Origin of the sequence: Herbiconiux oxytropis (genome assembly GCF_024979315.1) — a bacterium.
GTDB classification, from domain to species: Bacteria; Actinomycetota; Actinomycetes; order Actinomycetales; family Microbacteriaceae; genus Herbiconiux; species Herbiconiux oxytropis.
Genome location: NZ_JANLCK010000004.1, coordinates 165,318 through 185,821 on the forward strand (window position 1 = coordinate 165,318; position 20,504 = coordinate 185,821).

Here is a 20,504-nt window from a genome sequence, read left to right on the forward strand (position 1 = left end):
CCAGATATAAGCTCCCACCTTATATACGCCCTATTATTAGCCCTGAGCTGATATCCAGAGGGCTCCCGCGGCCAGGATCGCGAGCGACCAGCTCACGAGACTGCCCACGAGGAAGTACTCGGCCTTCGATCCGCCCGGTCCGTCCTGCGAGATCTCGGGAAACCGCACGATGCCCTTGGCGGCGAGGATGCCCGCCACGATCGGCAGCGCCCCGGCGAGGGTGAGACCGACGATGAGCAGCCGCTCCAGCGGCCCGATGATGCGCCCGCCCCGCAGATCCTCCACCACGACGGGGGCCGCCTCGCTCTCGGGAGCGGCCCTCCGCGACCACCAGCGCGCCGCTTCCCGCCGGGCAGGGGCGGCAGACTCCGGAGCGCGCGCCTCCGCGACCGCTCGGCCGAGTCGAGCCTCCTCCATGGCCGGCCGGAGCGCCGAGCGGACCACGATGTTCGCGCTCTCGACCAGGAACAGCGCCGCGCCGATCCCGAGCACCACCGTCGTCGGCGGCAACGCGGCCACGGCTCCCGCCGGTGAGCCTGCGAGAGCGTCGGCGAGGAAGCCCGACAGCCCCGACGGCACGGGATCCACGAAGGCGGTGGCGACGAGCGCCACGACGACGACCACCGCGGGGAGTGCCCGGGCCCGCGACACGCGGGACGACCGCGACCGGCGACCGTTCTCGACCGACGGCTCGGTCCGGGTGCTGAGAAGCCAGCCCACGCCGAGCAGCAGCGGCACGGCGAGCCACCACGGAGGCACTCCGAGTCCGGTGGCGGCGAGCACGAGCGCCGCGGCCCAGACGAGCCCGATCGCCAACACCGTGACGGGCATCGGTGTCTGCCGGAGCCCTGCCCGGATGATGTCGGCCGAGCCGATGACGACCAGGATGAGCGCACCGACGATCATGACAGCTCCTTCAGCTGCGCCACCGCGGCCAGCAGGTTCATGCCTCCAGAGCGACGGAGGGCCTGGGACACGGCGCCCTGCGAGATCCCCTCGATCTCGGCGAGCTCGCTCTGCACCCGTCCGCTCATGGTGCCGAAGGTGAGGCGGCGGGCCCGCTCGCTCATGGCGCCGACGACGTGGTCTCGAGCGAGGAGGTACGCGTTCACGGTGGCCTCCAGCGCCTCGTCACCCGGCCCGGCGCGGAACCAGCCCCGCAGGCTCGGTGTGCGCGAATCCTCCCGGTCGTGGGCCTCGTCGATGGCCTCCCGCGCGCGCCACCAGCCCGAGCCGTCCTGGATCGGGCCCGACGCTCCCGCGCCCACCTCATTGACCTCGCCGAGGCCCAGTCCGAACCGGCAGTCGACTCCCTCCGGGAGGGCGAGCCGGGCCGCGAGCGTCGCCTCGAGGGCGATCCCGACCGACGGGTACACCGCCTGGAACTCGTCACCCACCGTGGCGCGGATCGGCGATCCGACCGCGATGAGCTCGTCGACCTCGGCGAAGGCGCCCTGGATTCCCGCTTGGACCACCGGACGGTCGACCATCGTGCGGGATCCGACGATGTCGACGATCACGGCCACGCTCTGACCACTCATGAATATTAGCCTAGCGCTAATAATCGATGAATATAAGCTGTGGGCTGATATCGATCAGACGCGCGCGGGGCTGAGGTCCTCGACAGCGGCGCGGTACGCCTCGATCGAGCGGGCCTCACCCGGTGCAGTAATGAAGCTGGCCCGGATGATCCGGTTCGTGTCGATCAGGAAGGTCGCCCGGTTGGCGAAGCCCTTCTCGTCCAGGAACACCCCGTAGTCCTTCGCCACATCGCCGTGCGGCCAGAAGTCGGCGACGAGCGTGAAGTCGTACCCCTCCTTCTCGGCCCAGGCGCGGAGCGTGGCCTTCGAGTCGACCGAGATGCCGATGAGCTCGACGTTCGCATTCTTGAACATCGAGAGGTTCTCCTCGAGGGCGCAGAGCTCGCTCGTGCAGACGCCCGAGAAGGCGAGGGGGAAGAACACGAGCGCCACGGGCTTCTTGCCCTGGAACTGACTCAGGCGAATCCGCTCGCCGTACTGATTGGGGAGATCGAAATCGGGAGCGAGAGTGTCGTTCTCCAAAGCCATGAGGCTTCCTTTCCACTGCCGGTCGTCGTTCCGGCAAACGCGTCCTCGATACTAGACCCGGCGCGCCGATACACCAAGCAGTCCCGGATCGGCACCGGGCATCGGCGCCGGAATAAGTCACTAGGCTGTTCTGTGGCGTTCGGCTCCACTATCCCGGAGCAGGCGCCCGCCACGTAACGATCTGTACACAACAGAAAGAGGTCGCCGGTGACTGTCAACGACCAGGACCCATACTCGGCCGGACATTCCGATTCGGATCCCGACGAGACCGCCGAGTGGAACGAGTCCCTCGACGCCCTCGTCGAAGCACGTGGCCACGGCCGCGCGCGGGACATCATGCTCAGCCTGCTGAAGCGGTCCAAGGAGCTGCACCTCAACGTTCCGATGGTGCCGACGACCGACTACATCAACACCATCGCTCCGGAGAACGAGCCGGAGTTCCCGGGCGACGAGTCGCTCGAGCGCAAGTACCGCGCGTGGATCCGCTGGAACGCGGCCATGACCGTGCATCGGGCGCAGCGGCCCGGCATCGCGGTCGGCGGCCACATCTCGACCTACGCGTCGAGCGCGGCGCTCTACGAGGTGGGCTTCAACCACTTCTTCCGCGGCCAGGACCACCCGGGCGGTGGCGACCAGATCTTCATCCAGGGCCACGCCTCCCCCGGCACCTACGCCCGCGCCTTCCTCGAGGGCCGCCTCGACACGCACCAGCTCGACGGCTTCCGCCAGGAGAAGTCGCACGCCGGCGGGGGCCTCAGCTCCTACCCGCACCCGCGCCTCATGCCGCACTTCTGGCAGTTCCCGACGGTGTCGATGGGCCTCGGCCCGATCAACGCGATCTACCAGGCGCAGCTGGGCAAGTACATCACCAACCGCGGCATCAAGGATGCGTCGGACCAGCAGGTCTGGGCCTTCCTCGGCGACGGCGAGATGGACGAGGTGGAGAGCCGCGGACAGCTCCAGGTGGCGGCCAACGACGGCCTCGACAACCTCAACTTCGTGATCAACTGCAACCTGCAGCGTCTCGACGGCCCGGTGCGCGGCAACGGCAAGATCGTGCAGGAGCTCGAGAGCTTCTTCCGCGGCGCCGGCTGGAACGTCATCAAGGTGGTCTGGGGGCGTGAGTGGGACGACCTGCTGGGCCGCGACACCGAGGGCGCCCTGCTGAACCTCATGAACACGGTTCCGGACGGCGACTTCCAGACCTACAAGGCCGAGTCCGGCGCCTACGTGCGCGAGAACTTCTTCGGTCGCGACCCGCGCGCGCTCGAGCTCGTCAAGGACTACACCGACGACCAGATCTGGAACCTCAAGCGAGGTGGCCACGACTACCGCAAGGTCTACGCCGCGTTCAAGGCCGCGAGCGAGCACAAAGGCCAGCCCACCGTCATCCTGGCGCACACGATCAAGGGCTATGGCCTCGGCCCGGCCTTCGAGGGCCGCAACGCCACGCACCAGATGAAGAAGATGACGCTCGACAACCTCAAGACGTTCCGCGACCAGATGCACATCCCGGTCACGGATGCGCAGCTCGAGGAGAACCCCTACCTCCCGCCCTACTACCACCCGGGCGAGAACGACGAGGCGATCCAGTACATGCACGAGCGCCGTCGCGCGCTCGGCGGCTACCTGCCCGAGCGCCGCACGAAGCACACGGCCTTCACGATGCCGGACGACTCGAGCTACCAGACCCTGAAGAAGGGTTCCGGCACGCAGGAGATCGCCACCACGATGGCCTTCGTGCGCCTGCTGAAGGACCTCACTCGGGCGAAGGACTTCGGCAACCGCGTCGTGCCGATCATCCCGGACGAGGCGCGCACCTTCGGCATGGACGCCTTCTTCCCGTCGAACAAGATCTACAACCCCAAGGGCCAGACCTACACCTCGGTCGACCGCGAGCTGCTGCTGGCCTACAAGGAGAGCCCCCAGGGCCAGATCATCCACGTGGGCATCAACGAGGCGGGCGCCCTCGCGGCGTTCACCGCGGTGGGCACGAGCTACTCCACCCAGGGCGAGCCGCTCATCCCGATCTACGTGTTCTACTCGATGTTCGGCTTCCAGCGCACGGGCGACGCCCTGTGGGCGGCAGGCGACCAGATGGCGCGCGGCTTCGTGATCGGCGCCACCGCCGGCCGCACCACCCTCACGGGTGAGGGCCTGCAGCACGCCGACGGCCACTCGCTGCTGCTCGCGGCCACGAACCCCGCGGTCGTGACGTACGACCCGGCCTACGGCTACGAGCTCAACCACATCGTGCGGGCCGGTCTCGAGCGGATGTACGGGGGCGAGCACGAGGATCCGAACGTCATGTACTACCTGACGGTCTACAACGAGCCGCACGTGCAGCCGGCCGAGCCCGACGGCCTCGACGTCGAGGGACTGCTCCGCGGCATCTACAAGCTCAAGTCGGGAGGCGACAACGGGCCCAAGGCTCAGATCCTCTCCTCCGGTGTGGCCGTGCCGTGGGCCCTCGAGGCCCAGAAGCTGCTCGCCGACGACTGGGGCGTGTCGGCCGATGTCTGGTCGGTCACGTCGTGGACCGAGCTCCGCCGTGAGGGCCTCAAGGCGGAGGAGCACAACTTCCTCCACCCGAACGACGAGAAGCGCGTGCCCTACCTCACCACGAAGCTCCAGGATGCCGGTGGCCCGTTCGTGGCGGTCACCGATTACATGCACGCGGTGTCGGACCAGATCCGCCAGTTCGTGCCGGGAGACTACGCCACGCTCGGTGCCGACGACTTCGGCTTCTCGGACACGCGTCCGGCTGCGCGACGCTACTTCAAGATCGACGGCCCCTCCGTGGTGGTGCGTGTTCTCGAGCAGCTCGCCGAACGCGGCGAGGTCGACCGGAACGCGCCGTCCTGGGCCATCGAGAAGTACCGTCTCTACGACGTGACAGCCGGCACCTCCGGCTCGGCGGGCGGCGAGAGCTGATCCGCCACCGATGAGCACACGATCGATCGCGGTCGGGAGCGCCGATGGCTAAGACCAAGGCACAGACCCTGGCCTGGCTCCGCACCATCTCGGGCGAGCTCTCGACCGCGACGATCAAGAAGCTCGACGCCACGCTGCCCTGGTACGGCGACATGCCGCCCGGGCGGCGCTCGGCGGTGGGGCTCGTGGCCCAGGCGGGCATCAAGTCGTTCATCCAGTGGTACGACGACCCCACCACCACCACGTGGATCGCGGCCGACGTGTTCGGCTCCGCTCCCCGGGAGCTCCTGCGCTCGGTGAGCCTGCAGCAGACACTGCAGCTCATCCGGGTGGTCGTGGAGGTCGTGGAGGAGCGCGTGGCGGGTTCCGACCCGTCGCTCCGCGAGGCGATGCTGCTCTACTCGCGCGAGATCGCCTTCGCGGCGGCCGACGTCTACGCGAGGGCCGCCGAGGCCCGCGGGCTCTGGGACGCACGGCTCGAGGCGCTCGTGGTCGACTCCATCCTCTCCGGGGAGTACGACGACGAGCTGCCGAGCCGGATCGCCGCACTCGGCTGGCACGGCCACGGTGAGGTGAGCGTGCTCGTGGGCACGACCCCGCGCCAGCTCGACGTCGACCAACTGCGTCGCACGGCTCGTCACCTCAGCGCCGACCTCCTGATCGGCGTGCAGGGCGGGCGGCTCGTGCTCGTGATCGGTCGCGCGTACCCGGCCGACGGCGCCGCGCTCGACGGGGGCGGGCCCGAGGACGACGAACTTCCCGGCAACGCTGCGGGCCCCGACGAGGTGCTCTCGTTCCTCGACATCGCCACCCAGCTCGAGCCCGGCTTCGGTCCGGGTTACCTCGTGCTCGGCCACGAGGTGCCGAGCCTCGTCGACGCCTCGAGGAGCGCCAAGGCGGCCCTCGCCGGCTTCGCGGTGGCGAAGGCCTGGCGGAACGCGCCCCGGCCCATGCTCGCCGACGATCTGCTGCCCGAACGAGCCCTCGCAGGCGATCCGCTCGCGCGCTCCACCCTCGTCAACCGCGTCTATCGCCCGCTGCAGGACCAGTCGCCCGAGCTCATGACGACGCTCTGGTGCTACCTCGACAACGGCCGCTCGCTCGAGGCCACCGCACGCGAGCTCTTCGTGCACCCGAACACCGTGCGCTACCGCCTGAAGCGCGTCACCCAGGTGATCGGCTGGGATGCCACGGGCGCTCGCGAGGCGCTCATCCTGCAGTCGGCGCTCATCCTGGGCTCGATGAACGACCACGACTCCCCCACGCCGCGTCGGTGACGCCCCGCGTGTATGCCTTTCCGACAATGTCTTTCGTGATCTGCTGTATGCGATCGACACAAGCAATCACCGAACCTTTGGGAGACTGAACTGATGATCGTCGTCGTATGCCCGGGCCAGGGCTCGCAGACCCCCGGCTTTCTGGAGCCCTGGATCGCTGAGCCGTCATTCCGCGACACCCTCGAGGAACTGGGCGACGCCGCCCGGGTCGACCTCGTGCAGCACGGCACCGTGAGCGACGCCGACACGATCCGCGACACCGCAGTGGCCCAGCCGCTCATCGTGGCTGCCGGCATCCTGACCCTCGACGCCCTGTTCGACGGTCTCTCCAACACCGCCGGCCGGCGCGAGCGCGTGGGGGGCATCGCCGGTCACTCGGTGGGCGAGATCACCGCCGCCGCCGGCGCCGGCATCCTCACCAAGGGCGACGCCATGCGCATCGTCGGTGAGCGTGGCCGAGCGATGGCCGATGCGGCAGCCGTGACCTCCACCGGGATGAGCGCGGTCGTGGGCGGCGACCAGGCCGAGCTGCTCGCCCTCTTCGAGGAGGTCGGCGTCCTTCCCGCCAACTACAACGGCGGCGGACAGATCGTGGTGGCCGGCGCCCCCGACGCCCTCGCGCGTCTCGCAGAGAGCGTTCCGCGCGGCGTGCGCGTCGTGCCGCTGCAGGTGGCGGGCGCCTTCCACACCCACTTCATGGCCCCCGCCGTCGACCGCCTCGCGGCCGTCGCCGCCTCGGTGCACCCGTCCGATCCGACACTGCCGATCTGGACCAACAACGACGGATCGCGCGTCGACTCGGGCGCCCGCTTCGTCGAGCTCCTCGTGGGCCAGGTCTCCTCCCCCGTGCGCTGGGACCTCGACATGGAGGCCTTCGCCGCCGCCGGGGTCACCGGCCTCATCGAGGTCGCCCCCGCCGGCGCCCTCACCGGTCTTGCCAAGCGCGGCCTCAAGGGCGTGCCCGCCGTCGCCGTCAAGACCCCCGACGACCTCGCGGCCGCCTTCGACCTCCTCGACCAGGCCGCCTGAGCGACCGCCATCTCACCCGACACACGGAAGGCCTCGCGGTAACCCCCATGACGCAGCCCACCCTCAAGCAGAGCTCCGGCCCCCAGTTCACCCGCATCCACGCCATCGGCGCCGCCCGCGGCGACCTCTCGGTCGTCAACGACGACCTCGTCGGCCCGATCGACTCCTCCGACGAGTGGATCCGCCAGCGCACCGGCATCGCCGAGCGCAAACGCGCCTCACACGACGTCTTCGCCGTCGACCTCGCCGAGGCCGCCGCGAAGGAGGCCATCGAGGGCGCCGGCATCCTGCCCTCCCAGATCGGCGCCATCCTCGTCTCCACCATCAGCAACCCCGTCATCACGCCCTCGCTCGCCACGCACGTGGCCGAGCGGATCGGCGCGCCGCTCGCGGCGGCGTACGACATCAGTGCGGCCTGCGCCGGCTACGCCTACGGCATCGGCCAGGCCGACTCGCTCATCCGGGCCGGCCTCGCCGAATACGTGCTCGTGATCGGCGCCGAGAAGCTCTCCGAGTACGTCGACCCGGCCGACCGGTCGATCTCGTTCCTCTTGGGAGACGGCGCGGGCGCCGCGGTCGTGGGCCCGAGCGAGAGCGTGGGCATCGGGCCCACCATTTGGGGCTCGGATGCGACCAAGCGCGACGAGATCTTCATGACCGGCACGAGCATCGGCTTCCGCGACCAGGAGAACGAGTGGCCGACCCTCCGACAGAACGGCCAGGCCGTGTTCCGCTGGGCTGTGTGGGAGATGGTCAAGGTCGCCAAGGAGGCCCTCGAGGCCGCCGGCGTGACCGTGGACGACCTCGCCGCCTTCATCCCGCACCAGGCCAACATGCGCATCATCGACGAGTTCGCCAAGCAGCTGAAGCTTCCGGAGACCGTCGCCATCGGCCGCGACATCGAGACCACCGGCAACACCTCCGCCGCGTCGATCCCGCTCGCCACGCACAAGCTGCTCGCCGAGAACCCCTCGCTGTCCGGAGGGCTGGCGCTGCAGATCGGCTTCGGCGCCGGTCTCGTGTTCGGCGCGCAGGTCGTCGTCCTGCCCTGAATCCACTGACTACACTGAATCTCGGTCAAACCCACACCTCAAGGAGAAGAACAATGGCACTGTCCAACGAAGAAGTACTGGCCGGGCTGGCCGAGCTCATCAACGACGAGACCGGCATCGCGACCGACACTGTCGAGCTGGACAAGTCCTTCACCGACGACCTCGACATCGACTCCATCTCGATGATGACCATCGTCGTGAACGCCGAGGAGAAGTTCGACGTGAAGATCCCCGACGAAGAGGTCAAGAACCTCAAGACGGTCGGCGACGCCGTCACCTTCATCGTCGCCGCCCAGGGCTGACACCGCCCCACCTGCGCCTGGCCGGCAGGATCACGTTCTTCAGATCCGATCCTGCCGGCCTCCCGCGCCCTGCAGCACCCGCCGTTCCCGGCACCCTGGACTGACCACCCACAGAAAGTTTCACCATGAGCACGAAGAAGATCGTCGTCACCGGCATCGGCACGACCTCCCCCCTCGGCGGCACCGCCCCCGAGAGCTGGAAGAACCTGCTCGCAGGCGAATCAGGCGCCAGCACGCTCACCCAGGACTGGGTCGCGGAGCGCGAGCTGCCGGTCACCTTCGCCGCTCAGGCCCGTGTGCCCGCCTCGGAGTCGCTCGAGCGCATCGAGACCAAGCGCCTCGACCCCGGGAGCCAGTTCGCGCTCATCGCCGCCCGTGAGGCGTGGGAGGACGCCGGAGCCCCCGAGGTCGTCCCCGAGCGCTTCGGCGTCGACTGGGCCACCGGCATCGGCGGGGTGTGGACCCTGCTCGACGCCTGGGACACCCTGCGCGAGAAGGGCCCCCGCCGGGTGCTGCCCATGACCGTGCCCATGCTCATGCCCAACGGCCCCGCTGCCGCCATCGAGATGTCTCTCGGCGCCCGGGCCGGTGCCCGCACCGTGGTCTCGGCCTGCGCCTCGAGCACCGAGTCGATCGTGAACGCCTGGGAGCACCTGCAGGCCGGCTACGCCGACATCATCGTCGCGGGAGGCTCCGAGGCCGCCATCCACCCGCTGCCGATCGCCGCCTTCGCCTCCATGCAGGCCCTCTCCAAGCGAAACGACGACCCGGCCACGGCATCCCGCCCCTACGACCTCACCCGCGACGGCTTCGTGCTCGGCGAGGGTGCGGCCGCCCTCGTGCTCGAGACCGAGGAGCACGCCCTCGCTCGCGGCGCCACGATCTACGCCGAGCTGCTCGGTGGCGCCGTCACGAGCGACGCGTACCACATCACGGCTCCCGACCCCGAGGGCTCGGCAGCGGCCCGTGCGATGCTCGCCGCCGTCGCGACCGCCGGCTACTCGCTCGAAGATGTGGCGCACATCAACGCCCACGCCACCTCGACGCCCGTGGGTGACATCGCCGAGTACAAGGCCCTCCTGCAGGTCTTCGGCGACCGCCTGCACGAGATCCCGGTCTCCGCCACGAAGGCCTCCACGGGCCACCTCCTGGGTGGCGCCGGCGCCATCGAGGCCATCTTCACGGTGCTCGCCCTGCACGAGCGCACCGCTCCCCCCACCATCAACCTCTCGGAGCAGGACCCGGAGATCCCCCTCGACGTCGTCCGCGAGCCGCGGCAGCTCCCCGAGGGTGAACTCGTGGCGATCTCGAACTCGTTCGGCTTCGGTGGGCACAACGCGGTAGTGGCATTCAAAACGGCTTAGGGATCGATCCCCTGCTTGTTCGGGGGTGACATGAGCTGTGCTGGTGCTGCGCCGCCGCTTCTGCGGCGCAGGCGACATGCGATGCCGCCGTCGAGTGACGTCGCTGCGCGGCGCCCCTCGGCGACGGTATCGCTCTGGGTCAACGAGTAGGGCCCGCCACCTGGTCACCTCGTGAGAACGACACGGAGACGCGACGGGCCCTACTCGCCACCTGATGAGTCCCTCGGAACGAGACTGAAACGCGACGGGCCGTACTCGACGACCCAGAGCGATACCGGTGCCGGAGGACGCGGCGCAGCCACGTTCTCCGACACCGGCATCGCATGTCGCCCGCGCCGCAGGAGCGGCGGCGCGGCTAACCAACCCGGTGGAGGTACACCACCGGGCTCATGTCGCTGGCGTAGCGGAAGGGCTCGAGCTCGTCGTCCCAGGCCTGGCCGAGGGCGAGGCGGAGTTCGCGGTGGAGTTCGAGGGCGTTGGTGCCGGCGAGTTCCATGGCGTTGCGGATGCGGTCCTCGGGGATGACGGTGTTGCCCGAGGAGTCGACCTGGGCGTAGTGGATGCCGAGGTCGGGCGTGTGCATCCAGCGCCCGCCGTCGTGACCCTCGCTCGGGTCCTCCGTGACCTCGTAGCGGAGGTGCTCCCAGCCGCGCAGGGCCGAGGCGATGGCGGCGCCGGTTCCGGGCGCGCCCTCCCAGAAGAAGTCGGCGCGCTGCGAACCGCGCAGCACGGGCTGCTCGATCCAGTCGAAGTTCACTGCACGACCGATGGCGCGACCTGCGGCCCACTCGACGTGGGGGCAGAGCGCGCGAGGAGCGGAGTGGACGTAGACCACTCCGCGTGCAACGGTTGCCGCCATTTTCATCTCCATTCGTGAGGTACGTCTTCCCCAACGACCTGTGAACGGGATGGAACGGGCTGTGCAGTTGTGCTCACATCTTGCCAGAGCGGATCCGCGAATCACAACCGTGTCATCCCGCCGCGCCGGAACTCTCAGACATATACTCAGTGAATATTTCGAGGAGAGGCGGTGCGGATGTCGGTGCGCTCAGGGATCCTCGCCGTGCTCGGCGAGTCGGAGCTCTACGGACTCCAGCTGCACACCGAGCTCGAGGCACGCACCGGTCGCGTCGGCAGCATCAACGTGGGCCAGATCTACTCGACCCTCGAGCGCCTCGGCACCGCGGGCCTCGTGACGATCACGGGCAGCACCGACGACGGACTCCCCCTCTACGGGCTCACCGCCGAGGGCCGTCGAGCAGCGGATGCCTGGCTCGACGACCCGACCCTCGGCGGGGTCTCGGCGTGGGGCGACATGGTGTTCAAGGTGCTGCTGGCGTCGAGCCTCCGCGGTGCCGACGCCCGCCCCCTGCTGCAGGGCTACCGGGCCGCCTGGCGTGCTCTGCCTGCGCCCGGCGACACCGGCGCCCTCGGGGAGGCCACGGGACTCGCCCGACAGCACCTGGCCGAGGCGGCGCTGTCGTGGCTCGACGACCTCGAGCGGATGCCCGACGGGCTCGCCGGGTTGCGGCGGCCGCTACGGAACGAGCGCCCCCGCCGGGGTCGGCGACCGTCGGCGCCGGAGCAACGAGACCGGTAGCAGCCGTGCGATCGTGCGATCGCGCGCGGTGGCCTCGGCCTCGAGGGCTCCGATCACCGTTCGGAGATCGTCGGCGAGTCCGGAACGGGTCGCGTCGTCGGCCGATCCTGGCCGGGCGTACTGCTCCCACTCCACGCCGCGCCAGAGACGCGCGAGCGGCTCTTCCGGCACGAGGTGGTCGCCGGCGAGCCTGGTCGCGAGGTCGTCCAGGGTGTCCCCCGCCGAGCGCTGCACCCGCAGGTCGTCCAGGGTGTCCTCCAGCTCGATCCACGCGAGGGTCGCGGGCAGTCCGGTCGAGGCCAGCTCGCGCACCCTGCGGGCGCGTCGTGCCCGGCGCAGCAGCAGAGGCGCCAGCACGATCAGAGCGATGCCGCCGAGCACGGCGAGGAAGGTGCCCCAGCCGCGCACCTGGGCGAGCACCGCCTGCTCCGCCGTGGCGGTCGCCGGGGCGTCCTGCTCGGTGTCGGGGCGTTCGGCCGGGTCGGTGGTCTCGGTCTCCGGGGCCTCGGCCGCGGCGCCCGGGTTGCCGGCGTCGGACTGCGCGTAGTCGGGCAGGCTGTAGTCGGGAGGTGTGAAGTCGAGTCCGGGCGTGGGCTCGAACGGCAGCCAGCCCACCCCCTCGAAGTAGAGCTCCGGCCAGGAGTGCAGCTGGTCGGTGTAGACCTCGTAGAGCGCGCGGCCGCCCTCGGAGGTGCGATCTGCCGACTGACCGGGCGCATAGCCGATCGCGATCCGGGAGGGGATCCCGAGGGTGCGCGCCATGACCGCCATCGACGCCGCGTAGTGCACGCAGTAGCCTTCTTTCGCGGCGAGGAAGGCCGGGATCATCTGGGCATTCCCGCCCTCGTAGGCCGTGGCATCCGGGGCGGTGAGCGTGTACGAGAACGCATCGGAGCGGAAGTACTCCTGCAGCGCGACGGCCTGGTCGTAGTTGGTGGCAGCACCCGCCGTGACGGCCGCGGCGGTCTGCGCCACGATCGGGTCGAGGCCCGTGGGCACCTCGAGGAACCGGTCGAAGCCGTCCGGCACGATGCCGCCCGCGTCGGCGAGCTGCTGGGCGGTGGGCTGGATGTCGAGGCCCGTGACCTCGTAGTTGAGGCCCTGGGTGTCTCCCCGCAGCTCCGTGACGGTGAAGCTGCCGGGTGACAGCATCCACGTGCCGATGAGCTCGTCGACCTGCTGGGTGGGATACGGCAGCGGGAGCCAGTCGCTGCGGAGGCCGGCGATCGACACGGTGGTGGCCTGCGCGGTGACCGGCACGTCCGGAGCAAGGCCCTGGGGGGTGCCGAAGGGCCCTCCCCGGTAGCGATCGGCTTGGTAGGGCCGCTCGGGCTGCCAGGTGTCGGTGGAGAAGTCGGCGAGGTTGACCATCTTGAGGTAGAGGCCGTCCTCCGCGTCGGTGGAGTAGGTGAGCGAGAGCATGGGGTCGCTCCGGCGGAGATCGCGGCCCAGCTGGATGGTCGGGTCGACTCCGCTGGAGTAGACCGACGGGAAGCGGCTGGACGACCCGTCGTCGGCGAGCGACTCCGCGGTCAGTCCCGGAACGACGGCCGGGAGCGCGATCATGGCGGCGAGGGCGCCGGCGCCGACCGCGACGGCGAGCCCCGGGTTGCGCCCGCCGCGCCCTGGCCGAGGGGCTCGGCCGATCCGGGAACTGCACCAGATCACGAGGAGGAAGGCCGCGGCGGTCAGCACGTAGAGGAGCAGATCGGGAGTGCCTTCGGTGATCAGCGGGGTGACCGCGAGCAGGGCGAGCGGTCCCACGCCCGCCAGCACCGGCGTGCGCAGTCCGCTCGCGAGCTCGTCGGAGATGATGGCGATGAGTCCGACGGCCATGACGAGCAGCTGTGTGATCGGCCCCTCCGCGATCGCCGGCGACTCCTGCTCGGCGATGGAGAAGCGCGCATCCGCGAGGTCGGCCGCGATGTCGCGGAGCGTGTCGAAGGTCGGCACCACGAACCACAGGGTGTCGACCGCGTACAGGAGGATGACGAGGGCTCCCCAGACGATGGCGGAGACCGCGACGACGGTGATCTCGGGCGCCCCCCTGTCTCGCAGCACGGCCGAGACGCCGAGCACTGCCACGATCATCGCCATGGCGGCGAACCACCAGGTGACGCCTTGGAGGAGCGGGGCGAGCCCGCTGAGGGCGATCCCGAGGCAGAGGGCGACGGCCAGCGTGCTCAGCCACGCACCGCGGCGCTCAGCGGCCCGCGCGCCGAAGCGCGCGGCCATGCCCGGTCGGCCTGTCGCGCTCATCCGAGCCCCCTTGCGTCGCCGAGCGCCTTCCAGAGGGCCGTGAGCCGCTCGTAGGGTCCGGCCTCGACCACGGTCCAGCCTGATCCGCGGAGTTCTGCGGCGACGGCGGGGTCGCGCTGCTCGCCCACCACGAAGGCGACGGCGTGCGACGACATGGTCGCGAGGTCACGGATGCGTGCGGCCGCTCCGGAGGCGCCGGAGACCACGGCGAACACCGGCGGCGCATCGGGTGAGGTGAGTGCGGCCTCCTCGACCGCGATCCTGAACGCGATCGGATCCTCGGCGGTGCCGGGTTCCGCCCAGGCGAGATCCTGCACCACCCGCTGCGCGCCGAAGGGCGCCGTCTGCACTTCGGCGACGTCTGAAGCACCCGTCGCCACCCCCGTGCGGGCGGCGGCTCCGATCATCCGCACGCCGAAGCCCTCGTTCATGAGGTGCAGAGCGATCGACGCGGCGGTGCTCACCGCCCACTCGAACGAGTCGTCGATGAGGGCACGGCGCGCCCGGCGCCCGGCCCCCGCGGTGACCTGCGCGGCGCCCGGCACGGCGAACGAGGCCGGATCGAGCACGATCACCGCATCCTGGTCGTTGCGCTGGTCGTCTTGTCGCACCATGAGCTCGCCGTGCTTCGCGGTAGCGGGCCAGTGCACGCGGCGCATCGAGTCGCCGGGCAGGTACTTGCGGGCGATGACGTCCTGCTCCCCCGCGCCGACGAGGCGCCGCGAGACCTGCTCGGCGCCGTCGCCGGAGGACAGCCGCAGGTCGATCCGCGCGAGCTCGTAGACCGTCGGAGTCACGAGCACGACGTCGCTGCCGCCGAGCTCGGCCCTGCGCACGGCGCAGCCGAAGGGATCGGAGAGCGTCACCTCGAACGGGCCGATGCGGTGCGCACCGCGCACCCGGGTGTCGAGGTCGTAGCGCAGCACGTTCAGCCCGGGCTCGTCGAGGGTGGCGGAGGCGTAGCCGGGCAGCACCGGCAGAGGGGCGGGGCGGGAGGGGCGGAGGGGCGATGCGGCGTGCTCGGTCCAGACGCCCGCCGGGGTGCGAACCCGGCCCCAGTTCTGCAGATAGAGGGCCACGGAGATCCGCTGGTCGACCACGCCCGACTCGGGATCGAATCGGCGGCGCACGGTCACCGCGAGGCGGCGGAGCGCCACCCAGGCGAGCGAGAACACCGGGACCGCGATCAGGAAGCAGGCGAGATACGCGAGCTCCTGGCGCCGCAGCACCTGGGTGAGCACGAAGACGACCACGGCGGCGGCCACGAGACCCCAGCCCCGAGCGGTGAGGCGCGCCCAGCCCCGTCGATGCGGGCGGGCCGTCATGCCGAGCGGGAGCGGGTGAGCGGCACGGGCGTGGCGGCGATGATGCCCCGCAGCGCCTCGGCGATCGCCTGGGTGCCGCCGCCGCGCGCATCCCCGGCCGCGCGCCGGGTGGCGACGATCCGGTGGGCGAGCACGGGCACGACCAGCTGGTTGACGTCGTCTGGCACCACGAACTCCCGGCCGTTCAGGGCGGCGAGCACCTTGGCGGCGCGCACGAGGTGCAGGGTTCCGCGGGGGCTCGCGCCGAGGCGGAACTCGGGGTGGGTGCGGGTGGCCTGCACGAGCGACACGACGTACGACTCCACGGCGCGGCTGACGTAGATGGCACGCGCCGTGGCGATCAGCTCGGCGAGACGGGTCTTGTCGACCACCGCGGTGAGGCGATCGAGCGGGCTCTGGGTCTCGCGGTGGTGCAGCATCGAGAGCTCCGCCGCGGCATCCGGGTAGCCCATCGAGAGCCGGGCCATGAAGCGGTCGCGCTGGGCCTCGGGGAGGGCGTAGGTGCCCTCCATCTCGATCGGGTTCTGGGTGGCCACGACGATGAAGGGCGGCTCGAGCGGATGCGTGGTGCCGTCGACCGAGACCTGGCCCTCCTCCATGCACTCCAGCAGGGCGGACTGGGTCTTCGGCGAAGCGCGGTTGATCTCGTCGGCGATCACGATGTTGGCGAACACGGCGCCGCGCTTGAACTCGAAGGCGTGGTCGCTCTGGTTGTAGATCGAGACACCGGTGACGTCCGAGGGCAGCAGGTCGGGCGTGAACTGGATCCGGCTCACCGTGCAGCCGACGCTCGTGGCGAGGGCCTTGGCGAGGGTGGTCTTGCCGACACCCGGCACGTCCTCCACGAGAAGATGACCTTCGGCGATGAGCACGATCAGGGCGAGGGTGGCCGCCTCGGTCTTGCCGTCGATGACGCTCTCGAGGTTGGCCAGGATGGCCCCGGTGTGCTCACCGAACTCCTCGAGGGTCAGTGGAGCGGTGCGCCCTGGCTGGCCGGGCTGCCCGTGCTGGCCGGTGCGCTCCGGCGCGGGGGCATGGGCTTGTTCGGGGGTCATGGGCGGCGCTCCCAACGTGCGGCGAGGAGGAACAGGGTTCCGATGAGGGCGGCGAGGCCCACGGCGATGAGCCAGGGCGACACCTGGGTCACGATGACCAGGATCAGGTAGTCGGGTGTGATTTCGCTGGATCCGGAGCGGTCGAAGCCGAGCACGAGGCTGTTGATGCCGGCGATGCCGACTGCGAGGAGCAGCACGCTCACGATCCAGATGGTCACGACGAACCGGTCGACGAGAGGGCGCGGGCGCCTCGCAGCCGCGGAGCCCTCGCCTGTCGGCCGCGCGGAGGGCGACACCCCGGGCTCGAGGCCGAGCCGCTGGAGTCCCCCGCCGTCGTCCGCCTCCGTGAACCCCGGCTGGAACGCCGCGTCGAAGCGCGAGTCGAAGCCCTCCTGCATCCTGCCGTCCGAGTTGCGCACCGTGCTCCTGCCGCATCGCGATGAGTCTTCAGCCTATTCGGAGCCCGGCCCGGCTGCGACTGCCCGGCCGCGCCGATCCGCACTCGGGGCGCCTGTGTCAGGCTGAGCGGATGAGCCGATCCGCCGACCCCCGCCGCTACGACCTGCAGCAGCTCCGAGCCCGCGTGCTCTCCGAGCACGGCGGTGAGGTCGACGACAGCATCCCGCAGCTGGCAGACGCCGATCCGGGGCTCTGCGGCATCGCGATCACGCTCCCCGACGGCACCGTGCGGGCCTCCGACGAGGCGGATTCGCTCGTCAGCATCCAATCGGCGGTGAAGCCGTTCCTGTTCGCGCTCGCCCTCGAGGACACCGGAGGCGAGGCGTTCGACCTCGTCGGCATCGAGCCGACCGGCGAGGCCTTCGACGCCCTCAAGCTCGAGACCGGGACCGGCCGGCCGCCGAACCCCATGGTCAACGCCGGAGCGCTGCTGACCGCCGCGCTCGTCGACGGCGATGACGCCGGGTCCAGGAGCCGGCGCATCCTGCACGGACTGTCGGCCTTCGCCGCGCGGCGCCTCGAGACCGACGACGACGTGGCCCGCAGCGAGCACGCGCTCGGCGACCGCAACCACGCCCTCGCGCACCTGATGCGGGCCGAGGGCACGCTCGAGGTGAGCGCCGATGACACCGTGGAGGTCTACGCCCGTGCGTGTGCCGTGCTCGTCGATGCGGTCGCGCTCTCGGTCATGGGAGCGACGCTCGCGCTCGGCGGGGTGAACCCCGTCTCGGGCGAGCGGGTGGTCTCGGCGCGGGTGGCGCGCGACGTCGTCTCGGTGATGGCCACGTGCGGCGTCTACGACGGCTCGGGCCGGTGGATGCGGGCGGTCGGCGTCCCGGCCAAGTCGAGCGTCTCCGGGGCGATCGTGCTGTCCGCTCCCGGGCGCCTGGGCGCGGCCGTCGTCAGTCCGCCGCTCGACGAGCAGGGCACGAGCGTGCGCGGCCGCGTGGCGAGCGAGCTGCTGAGCTCAGCCCTCGGGCTGCACGCCTTCGGCGCGGAGTAGCCGGGTCAGCCCTTCGGCACGCGGAGGATCGACTCCATCTTCTTGCCGCGCCCCACTTCGTCGACGAGCTTGTCCATGTAGCGGATCCTCTGCATCAGCGGGTCGTCGATCTCCTCGACCCGGATGCCGCAGATGAGCCCCGTGATGAGGGTCGCGTTCGGGTTCATGGCCGGCGCGTCGGCGAAGAACGCCTCGAGCGTGACCTCGTCGTCGAGAGCCGCTTGGAGCCCCGCCTCGTCGTAGCCCGTGAGCCACCGGATGACCTCGTCGACCTCGGCGCGGGTGCGGCCCTTGCGCTCGGCCTTCGCGACGTAGTGGGGATGGATGGCGGCGAACGGCGTTCCGAAGATGCGGTGCCCGGCCATGAGCGTCCTCCCTCTGCCTCGAGTCGTAGGGCGGACGGGACTTGAACCCGTGACCGACGGATTATGAGTCCGCTGCTCTGACCAGCTGAGCTACCGCCCCGTGCGGGCACCGCCGGAGCCGTGCCCGAGGACTACGATACCCGGTCCGGTCCGGGCTTGGACCCGGGTGCCGACGGCGGCACCACGGCCGGATCGGTGACGGGCTCACCGCGGTAGAGGTGCTCGAAGGTGGTGAGGGTGCGCTGGATGTCGTGCGCCGCGACCACCGAGAGCGAGGCGTTCTTGAAGGTGTCGAGCTCGTCCTGCGGCAGGCGGAGGATGCGCTCGAGCTTGTCGGCCAGGTCCTGGGCGTCGCCGGGGGTGAAGAGGTAGCCGTTCTCGTCGTCGTGCACGAGGTGCGGCAGTGCCATCGCGTCGGCCGCCACCACCGGGAGGCCGCTCGCGAGCGCCTCCATGGTGGCGATCGACTGCAGCTCGGCGATCGAGGGCATCGCGAACACGCTCGAGCGCGTGTAGGCGCGCCGGAGCTCCTCCTCGGTGACGTAGCCGGTGAAGGTCGTGCGGTCGCCGATGCCGAGCTGCACGGCCATGGCCTGCAGGTTCTTCAGCTGGTCGCCGCCGCCCACGATCTCGAGCTTCACGTCGAGATCGGCCGGAAGCAGCTGCACGGCCTTCAGCAGCACGTCGATCTGCTTCTCGCCCGCCACGCGGCCGACGAACAGGATGCGGTTCTCGCTCCGCGGGGTGAAGTCGGGCACGTAGTTGTCGACGTTGATGCCGCACGAGATGGCGTAGACGTTGCCGATGCCGGTGGCCTTCTCGAAGAAGTCGGCGGCCCGGCGGGTGGGCGCCGAGACGGCCTCGGCGCGGATGAAGGAGCGGCGCGCGGCCGCCCACGCCAGCCCGATCGCCCAGTTCTGCAGGAACTTGGGGATGCCGGTGAAGGCCAGCATGTTCTCGGGCATCACGTGGTTGGTGCCCACGATGCGGATGCCGCGCTTCTTGGCCTCGTCGCTCAGCCCACGGCCGATGATGATGTGCGACTGGAAGTGCACGACGTCGGGCTTCACCTCGTCGATGATGCGGGCGCTGTTCTGCTTGATCCGCCACGGCAGGGCGAAGGTGAGCCAGTCGTGCGGGTACCAGCGCCAGCTGTAGAGCCGGTGCACGGTGATCTCCTGGCCGTCGTAGACCTCGGTGTGCGCCCCGGTGGGGAGCTTCGACGAGGGAGCCACCACGTGCACCTCGTGCCCGCGGGCGGCGAGGCCGGAGGCCAGGTGCTCGGCGAAGCGGGCCGAGCCGTTCACATCGGGCGAGAAGGTGTCGCCGCCGATCAGGATCCGCAGGGGCCGATCCGTGGTGCCCGGCGTCGAGTCGGCGCCGTCCTGGGGATTCGGAACACGGGAGTCTGTCAAACCGTCGTCTTTCTGGGTGTGGATCTGGGTCACCTGGTTGATTCGGGCGTCAGGTGAAGAACTTACCCTAGCGCTTGGCCTGAGGGTGGTAACGGGCCAGTCCGAACACGCCGAGTGTGGCGACCGCACCGAACACGAGGAACAGGATGCCGGCCCACAGCGGCGCCTGCGACGCCTCGCCGAGCACCAGGATGCCGATGCCCACGGCGACCAGCGGATCGACGACGGTCAGACCGGCGATCACCAGATCCGGCGGCCCGGAGGAGTAGGCGTTCTGCACGAAGTAGCCGCCGAGCGCGAACGCGGCGAGCAGCCCGATGAACGCCAGCACGGTGAGCCAGTCGAACTGCCCCTGGAACAGGCGCGAGATGAGCACCTTCGCGAGCGTCGCCACGAAGCCGTAGAGCACGCCCGCGCCGATGATGTAGGCGATCGCCTTGAACCCCTTGCCGAGCACCACGAACGCCGCCGCGAAGACGACCAGCACGATCGCCAGGATGATCAGGATCGTGATGAGGTTGCCCGCCGTCACGGGCTTGTCGACGGCGGTGAACGCGGCCACGAGCACGAACAGTCCCACGCCGCCCACGCACAGCACGATCGAGATCACCGAACTGCGGTTGAGACTGACCTTGCTGATGCGGGAGTTGAGCACGGCCGTGATCACCAGGGCGACCGCACCGAGCGGCTGCACCACGATGATGGGCGAGAAGCCGAGGCTCGTGAGCTGGAACACCACCGCGAGCCCGAGCATGAGGGTGCCGAGCACCCACGAGGGCCGGGCGAGCAGAGCGAACATCTGGCGGGCGTTCAGGCCCTTCGGCGACTCCCCCGTTGCGGCCTCGACCTTGGCGACGCCGCGGTGCTGGAACTGGGCCCCGAGGCTCAGGAAGACGGCGCCCACGAGAGCGATCGGGATGCCGATGAACTGCTTCGGATCGAGAGCGATCGGGTCGCTCAGCACGAGCAGTTCAGGATGCACTCGACGACAGTACC

General features: G+C 70.2%; 19 protein-coding genes and 1 tRNA gene. 8 read left to right on the plus strand and 12 right to left on the minus strand.

Annotated elements, in window-relative coordinates:
- Positions 1-36: 36 nt before the first annotated feature.
- The 3 genes from N1028_RS09260 to N1028_RS09270 are packed head-to-tail and all read right to left on the minus strand — an operon-like array spanning position 37 to position 2,069.
- Positions 37-906: a hypothetical protein gene (locus N1028_RS09260; RefSeq protein WP_259526883.1), complete on the minus strand. Its 870-nt coding sequence runs from the start codon at positions 904-906 to the stop codon at positions 37-39.
- Complete coding sequence (locus N1028_RS09265; protein WP_259526885.1) at positions 903-1,541, minus strand: SatD family protein; 639 nt, start codon at positions 1,539-1,541, stop codon at positions 903-905. Before N1028_RS09265 ends, N1028_RS09260 begins: the two co-directional genes overlap by 4 nt.
- Positions 1,542-1,595: 54 nt before the next feature.
- Complete coding sequence (locus N1028_RS09270; RefSeq protein WP_259526887.1) at positions 1,596-2,069, minus strand: peroxiredoxin; 474 nt, start codon at positions 2,067-2,069, stop codon at positions 1,596-1,598.
- Between the two features lie 207 nt (positions 2,070-2,276).
- Between N1028_RS09270 and aceE the strand changes: the two genes are divergently transcribed.
- The 6 genes from aceE to N1028_RS09300 all read left to right on the plus strand — a co-directional run bounded on the left by aceE (position 2,277) and on the right by N1028_RS09300 (position 10,027).
- Positions 2,277-5,003: a pyruvate dehydrogenase (acetyl-transferring), homodimeric type gene (gene aceE / locus N1028_RS09275; protein ID WP_259526895.1), complete on the plus strand. Its 2,727-nt coding sequence runs from the start codon at positions 2,277-2,279 to the stop codon at positions 5,001-5,003.
- Between the two features lie 44 nt (positions 5,004-5,047).
- Positions 5,048-6,280, plus strand: coding sequence for a PucR family transcriptional regulator (locus N1028_RS09280; protein WP_259526897.1), 1,233 nt, complete (start codon positions 5,048-5,050; stop codon positions 6,278-6,280).
- Positions 6,281-6,373: 93 nt separating this feature from the next.
- Positions 6,374-7,309 carry an ACP S-malonyltransferase gene (locus N1028_RS09285; RefSeq protein ID WP_259526899.1) on the plus strand — a complete coding sequence of 312 codons (936 nt, stop codon included), beginning with the start codon at positions 6,374-6,376 and terminating at the stop codon, positions 7,307-7,309.
- A 47-nt stretch (positions 7,310-7,356) separates the two neighbouring features.
- Positions 7,357-8,361: a beta-ketoacyl-ACP synthase III gene (locus tag N1028_RS09290; RefSeq protein WP_259526900.1), complete on the plus strand. Its 1,005-nt coding sequence runs from the start codon at positions 7,357-7,359 to the stop codon at positions 8,359-8,361.
- Positions 8,362-8,414: 53 nt separating this feature from the next.
- Positions 8,415-8,663 (plus strand): acyl carrier protein, encoded by a 249-nt coding sequence (locus tag N1028_RS09295; RefSeq protein WP_259526901.1) that lies wholly within the window; start codon positions 8,415-8,417, stop codon positions 8,661-8,663.
- 125 nt (positions 8,664-8,788) lie between these two features.
- Positions 8,789-10,027 (plus strand): beta-ketoacyl-[acyl-carrier-protein] synthase family protein, encoded by a 1,239-nt coding sequence (locus tag N1028_RS09300; protein WP_259526908.1) that lies wholly within the window; start codon positions 8,789-8,791, stop codon positions 10,025-10,027.
- Positions 10,028-10,382: 355 nt separating this feature from the next.
- Here the strand turns inward: N1028_RS09300 and N1028_RS09305 are convergent, their stop codons facing one another.
- Entirely contained in the window at positions 10,383-10,886 is a 504-nt protein-coding gene (locus N1028_RS09305) for a DUF3145 domain-containing protein (RefSeq protein WP_259526910.1), read from the minus strand.
- 177 nt (positions 10,887-11,063) lie between these two features.
- Between N1028_RS09305 and N1028_RS09310 the strand changes: the two genes are divergently transcribed.
- The gene (locus N1028_RS09310; protein ID WP_259526911.1) at positions 11,064-11,627 is read left to right on the plus strand and encodes a PadR family transcriptional regulator; all 564 of its coding nucleotides are present in this window, start codon (positions 11,064-11,066) and stop codon (positions 11,625-11,627) included.
- On the opposite strand, the gene N1028_RS09315 is transcribed toward N1028_RS09310, so the two are convergent.
- The 4 genes from N1028_RS09315 to N1028_RS09330 are packed head-to-tail and all read right to left on the minus strand — an operon-like array spanning position 11,565 to position 16,685.
- A complete protein-coding gene (locus N1028_RS09315; RefSeq protein WP_259526912.1) occupies positions 11,565-13,886 on the minus strand; it encodes a transglutaminase TgpA family protein in 2,322 nt (773 codons plus the stop codon). The two genes, N1028_RS09310 and N1028_RS09315, sit on opposite strands and share 63 nt — an antisense overlap.
- Positions 13,883-15,211 (minus strand): DUF58 domain-containing protein, encoded by a 1,329-nt coding sequence (locus N1028_RS09320; RefSeq protein WP_259526915.1) that lies wholly within the window; start codon positions 15,209-15,211, stop codon positions 13,883-13,885. The genes N1028_RS09315 and N1028_RS09320 overlap by 4 nt, the downstream gene beginning before the upstream one ends.
- Positions 15,208-16,266: an AAA family ATPase gene (locus N1028_RS09325; protein WP_259526923.1), complete on the minus strand. Its 1,059-nt coding sequence runs from the start codon at positions 16,264-16,266 to the stop codon at positions 15,208-15,210. The genes N1028_RS09320 and N1028_RS09325 overlap by 4 nt, the downstream gene beginning before the upstream one ends.
- Positions 16,263-16,685: a hypothetical protein gene (locus N1028_RS09330; RefSeq protein WP_259526932.1), complete on the minus strand. Its 423-nt coding sequence runs from the start codon at positions 16,683-16,685 to the stop codon at positions 16,263-16,265. Before N1028_RS09330 ends, N1028_RS09325 begins: the two co-directional genes overlap by 4 nt.
- Positions 16,686-16,795: 110 nt before the next feature.
- Here N1028_RS09330 and glsA point away from each other — a divergent pair, with 110 nt between their 5' ends.
- Positions 16,796-17,728 (plus strand): glutaminase A, encoded by a 933-nt coding sequence (gene glsA / locus N1028_RS09335; protein WP_259526949.1) that lies wholly within the window; start codon positions 16,796-16,798, stop codon positions 17,726-17,728.
- 5 nt (positions 17,729-17,733) lie between these two features.
- Here the strand turns inward: glsA and N1028_RS09340 are convergent, their stop codons facing one another.
- The 4 genes from N1028_RS09340 to N1028_RS09355 form a co-directional block, all read right to left on the minus strand.
- Positions 17,734-18,093, minus strand: coding sequence for a DUF2200 domain-containing protein (locus tag N1028_RS09340; protein ID WP_259526951.1), 360 nt, complete (start codon positions 18,091-18,093; stop codon positions 17,734-17,736).
- A gap of 26 nt (positions 18,094-18,119) precedes the next feature.
- Positions 18,120-18,193: transfer RNA gene (locus N1028_RS09345), tRNA-Ile, on the minus strand.
- Positions 18,194-18,224: 31 nt separating this feature from the next.
- Positions 18,225-19,508, minus strand: a complete 1,284-nt coding sequence (locus N1028_RS09350) for a glycosyltransferase (protein ID WP_375163390.1) — start codon at positions 19,506-19,508, stop codon at positions 18,225-18,227.
- 67 nt (positions 19,509-19,575) lie between these two features.
- A complete protein-coding gene (locus tag N1028_RS09355) occupies positions 19,576-20,490 on the minus strand; it encodes a DMT family transporter (protein WP_259526953.1) in 915 nt (304 codons plus the stop codon).
- Between the last annotated feature and the right edge of the window lie 14 nt (positions 20,491-20,504).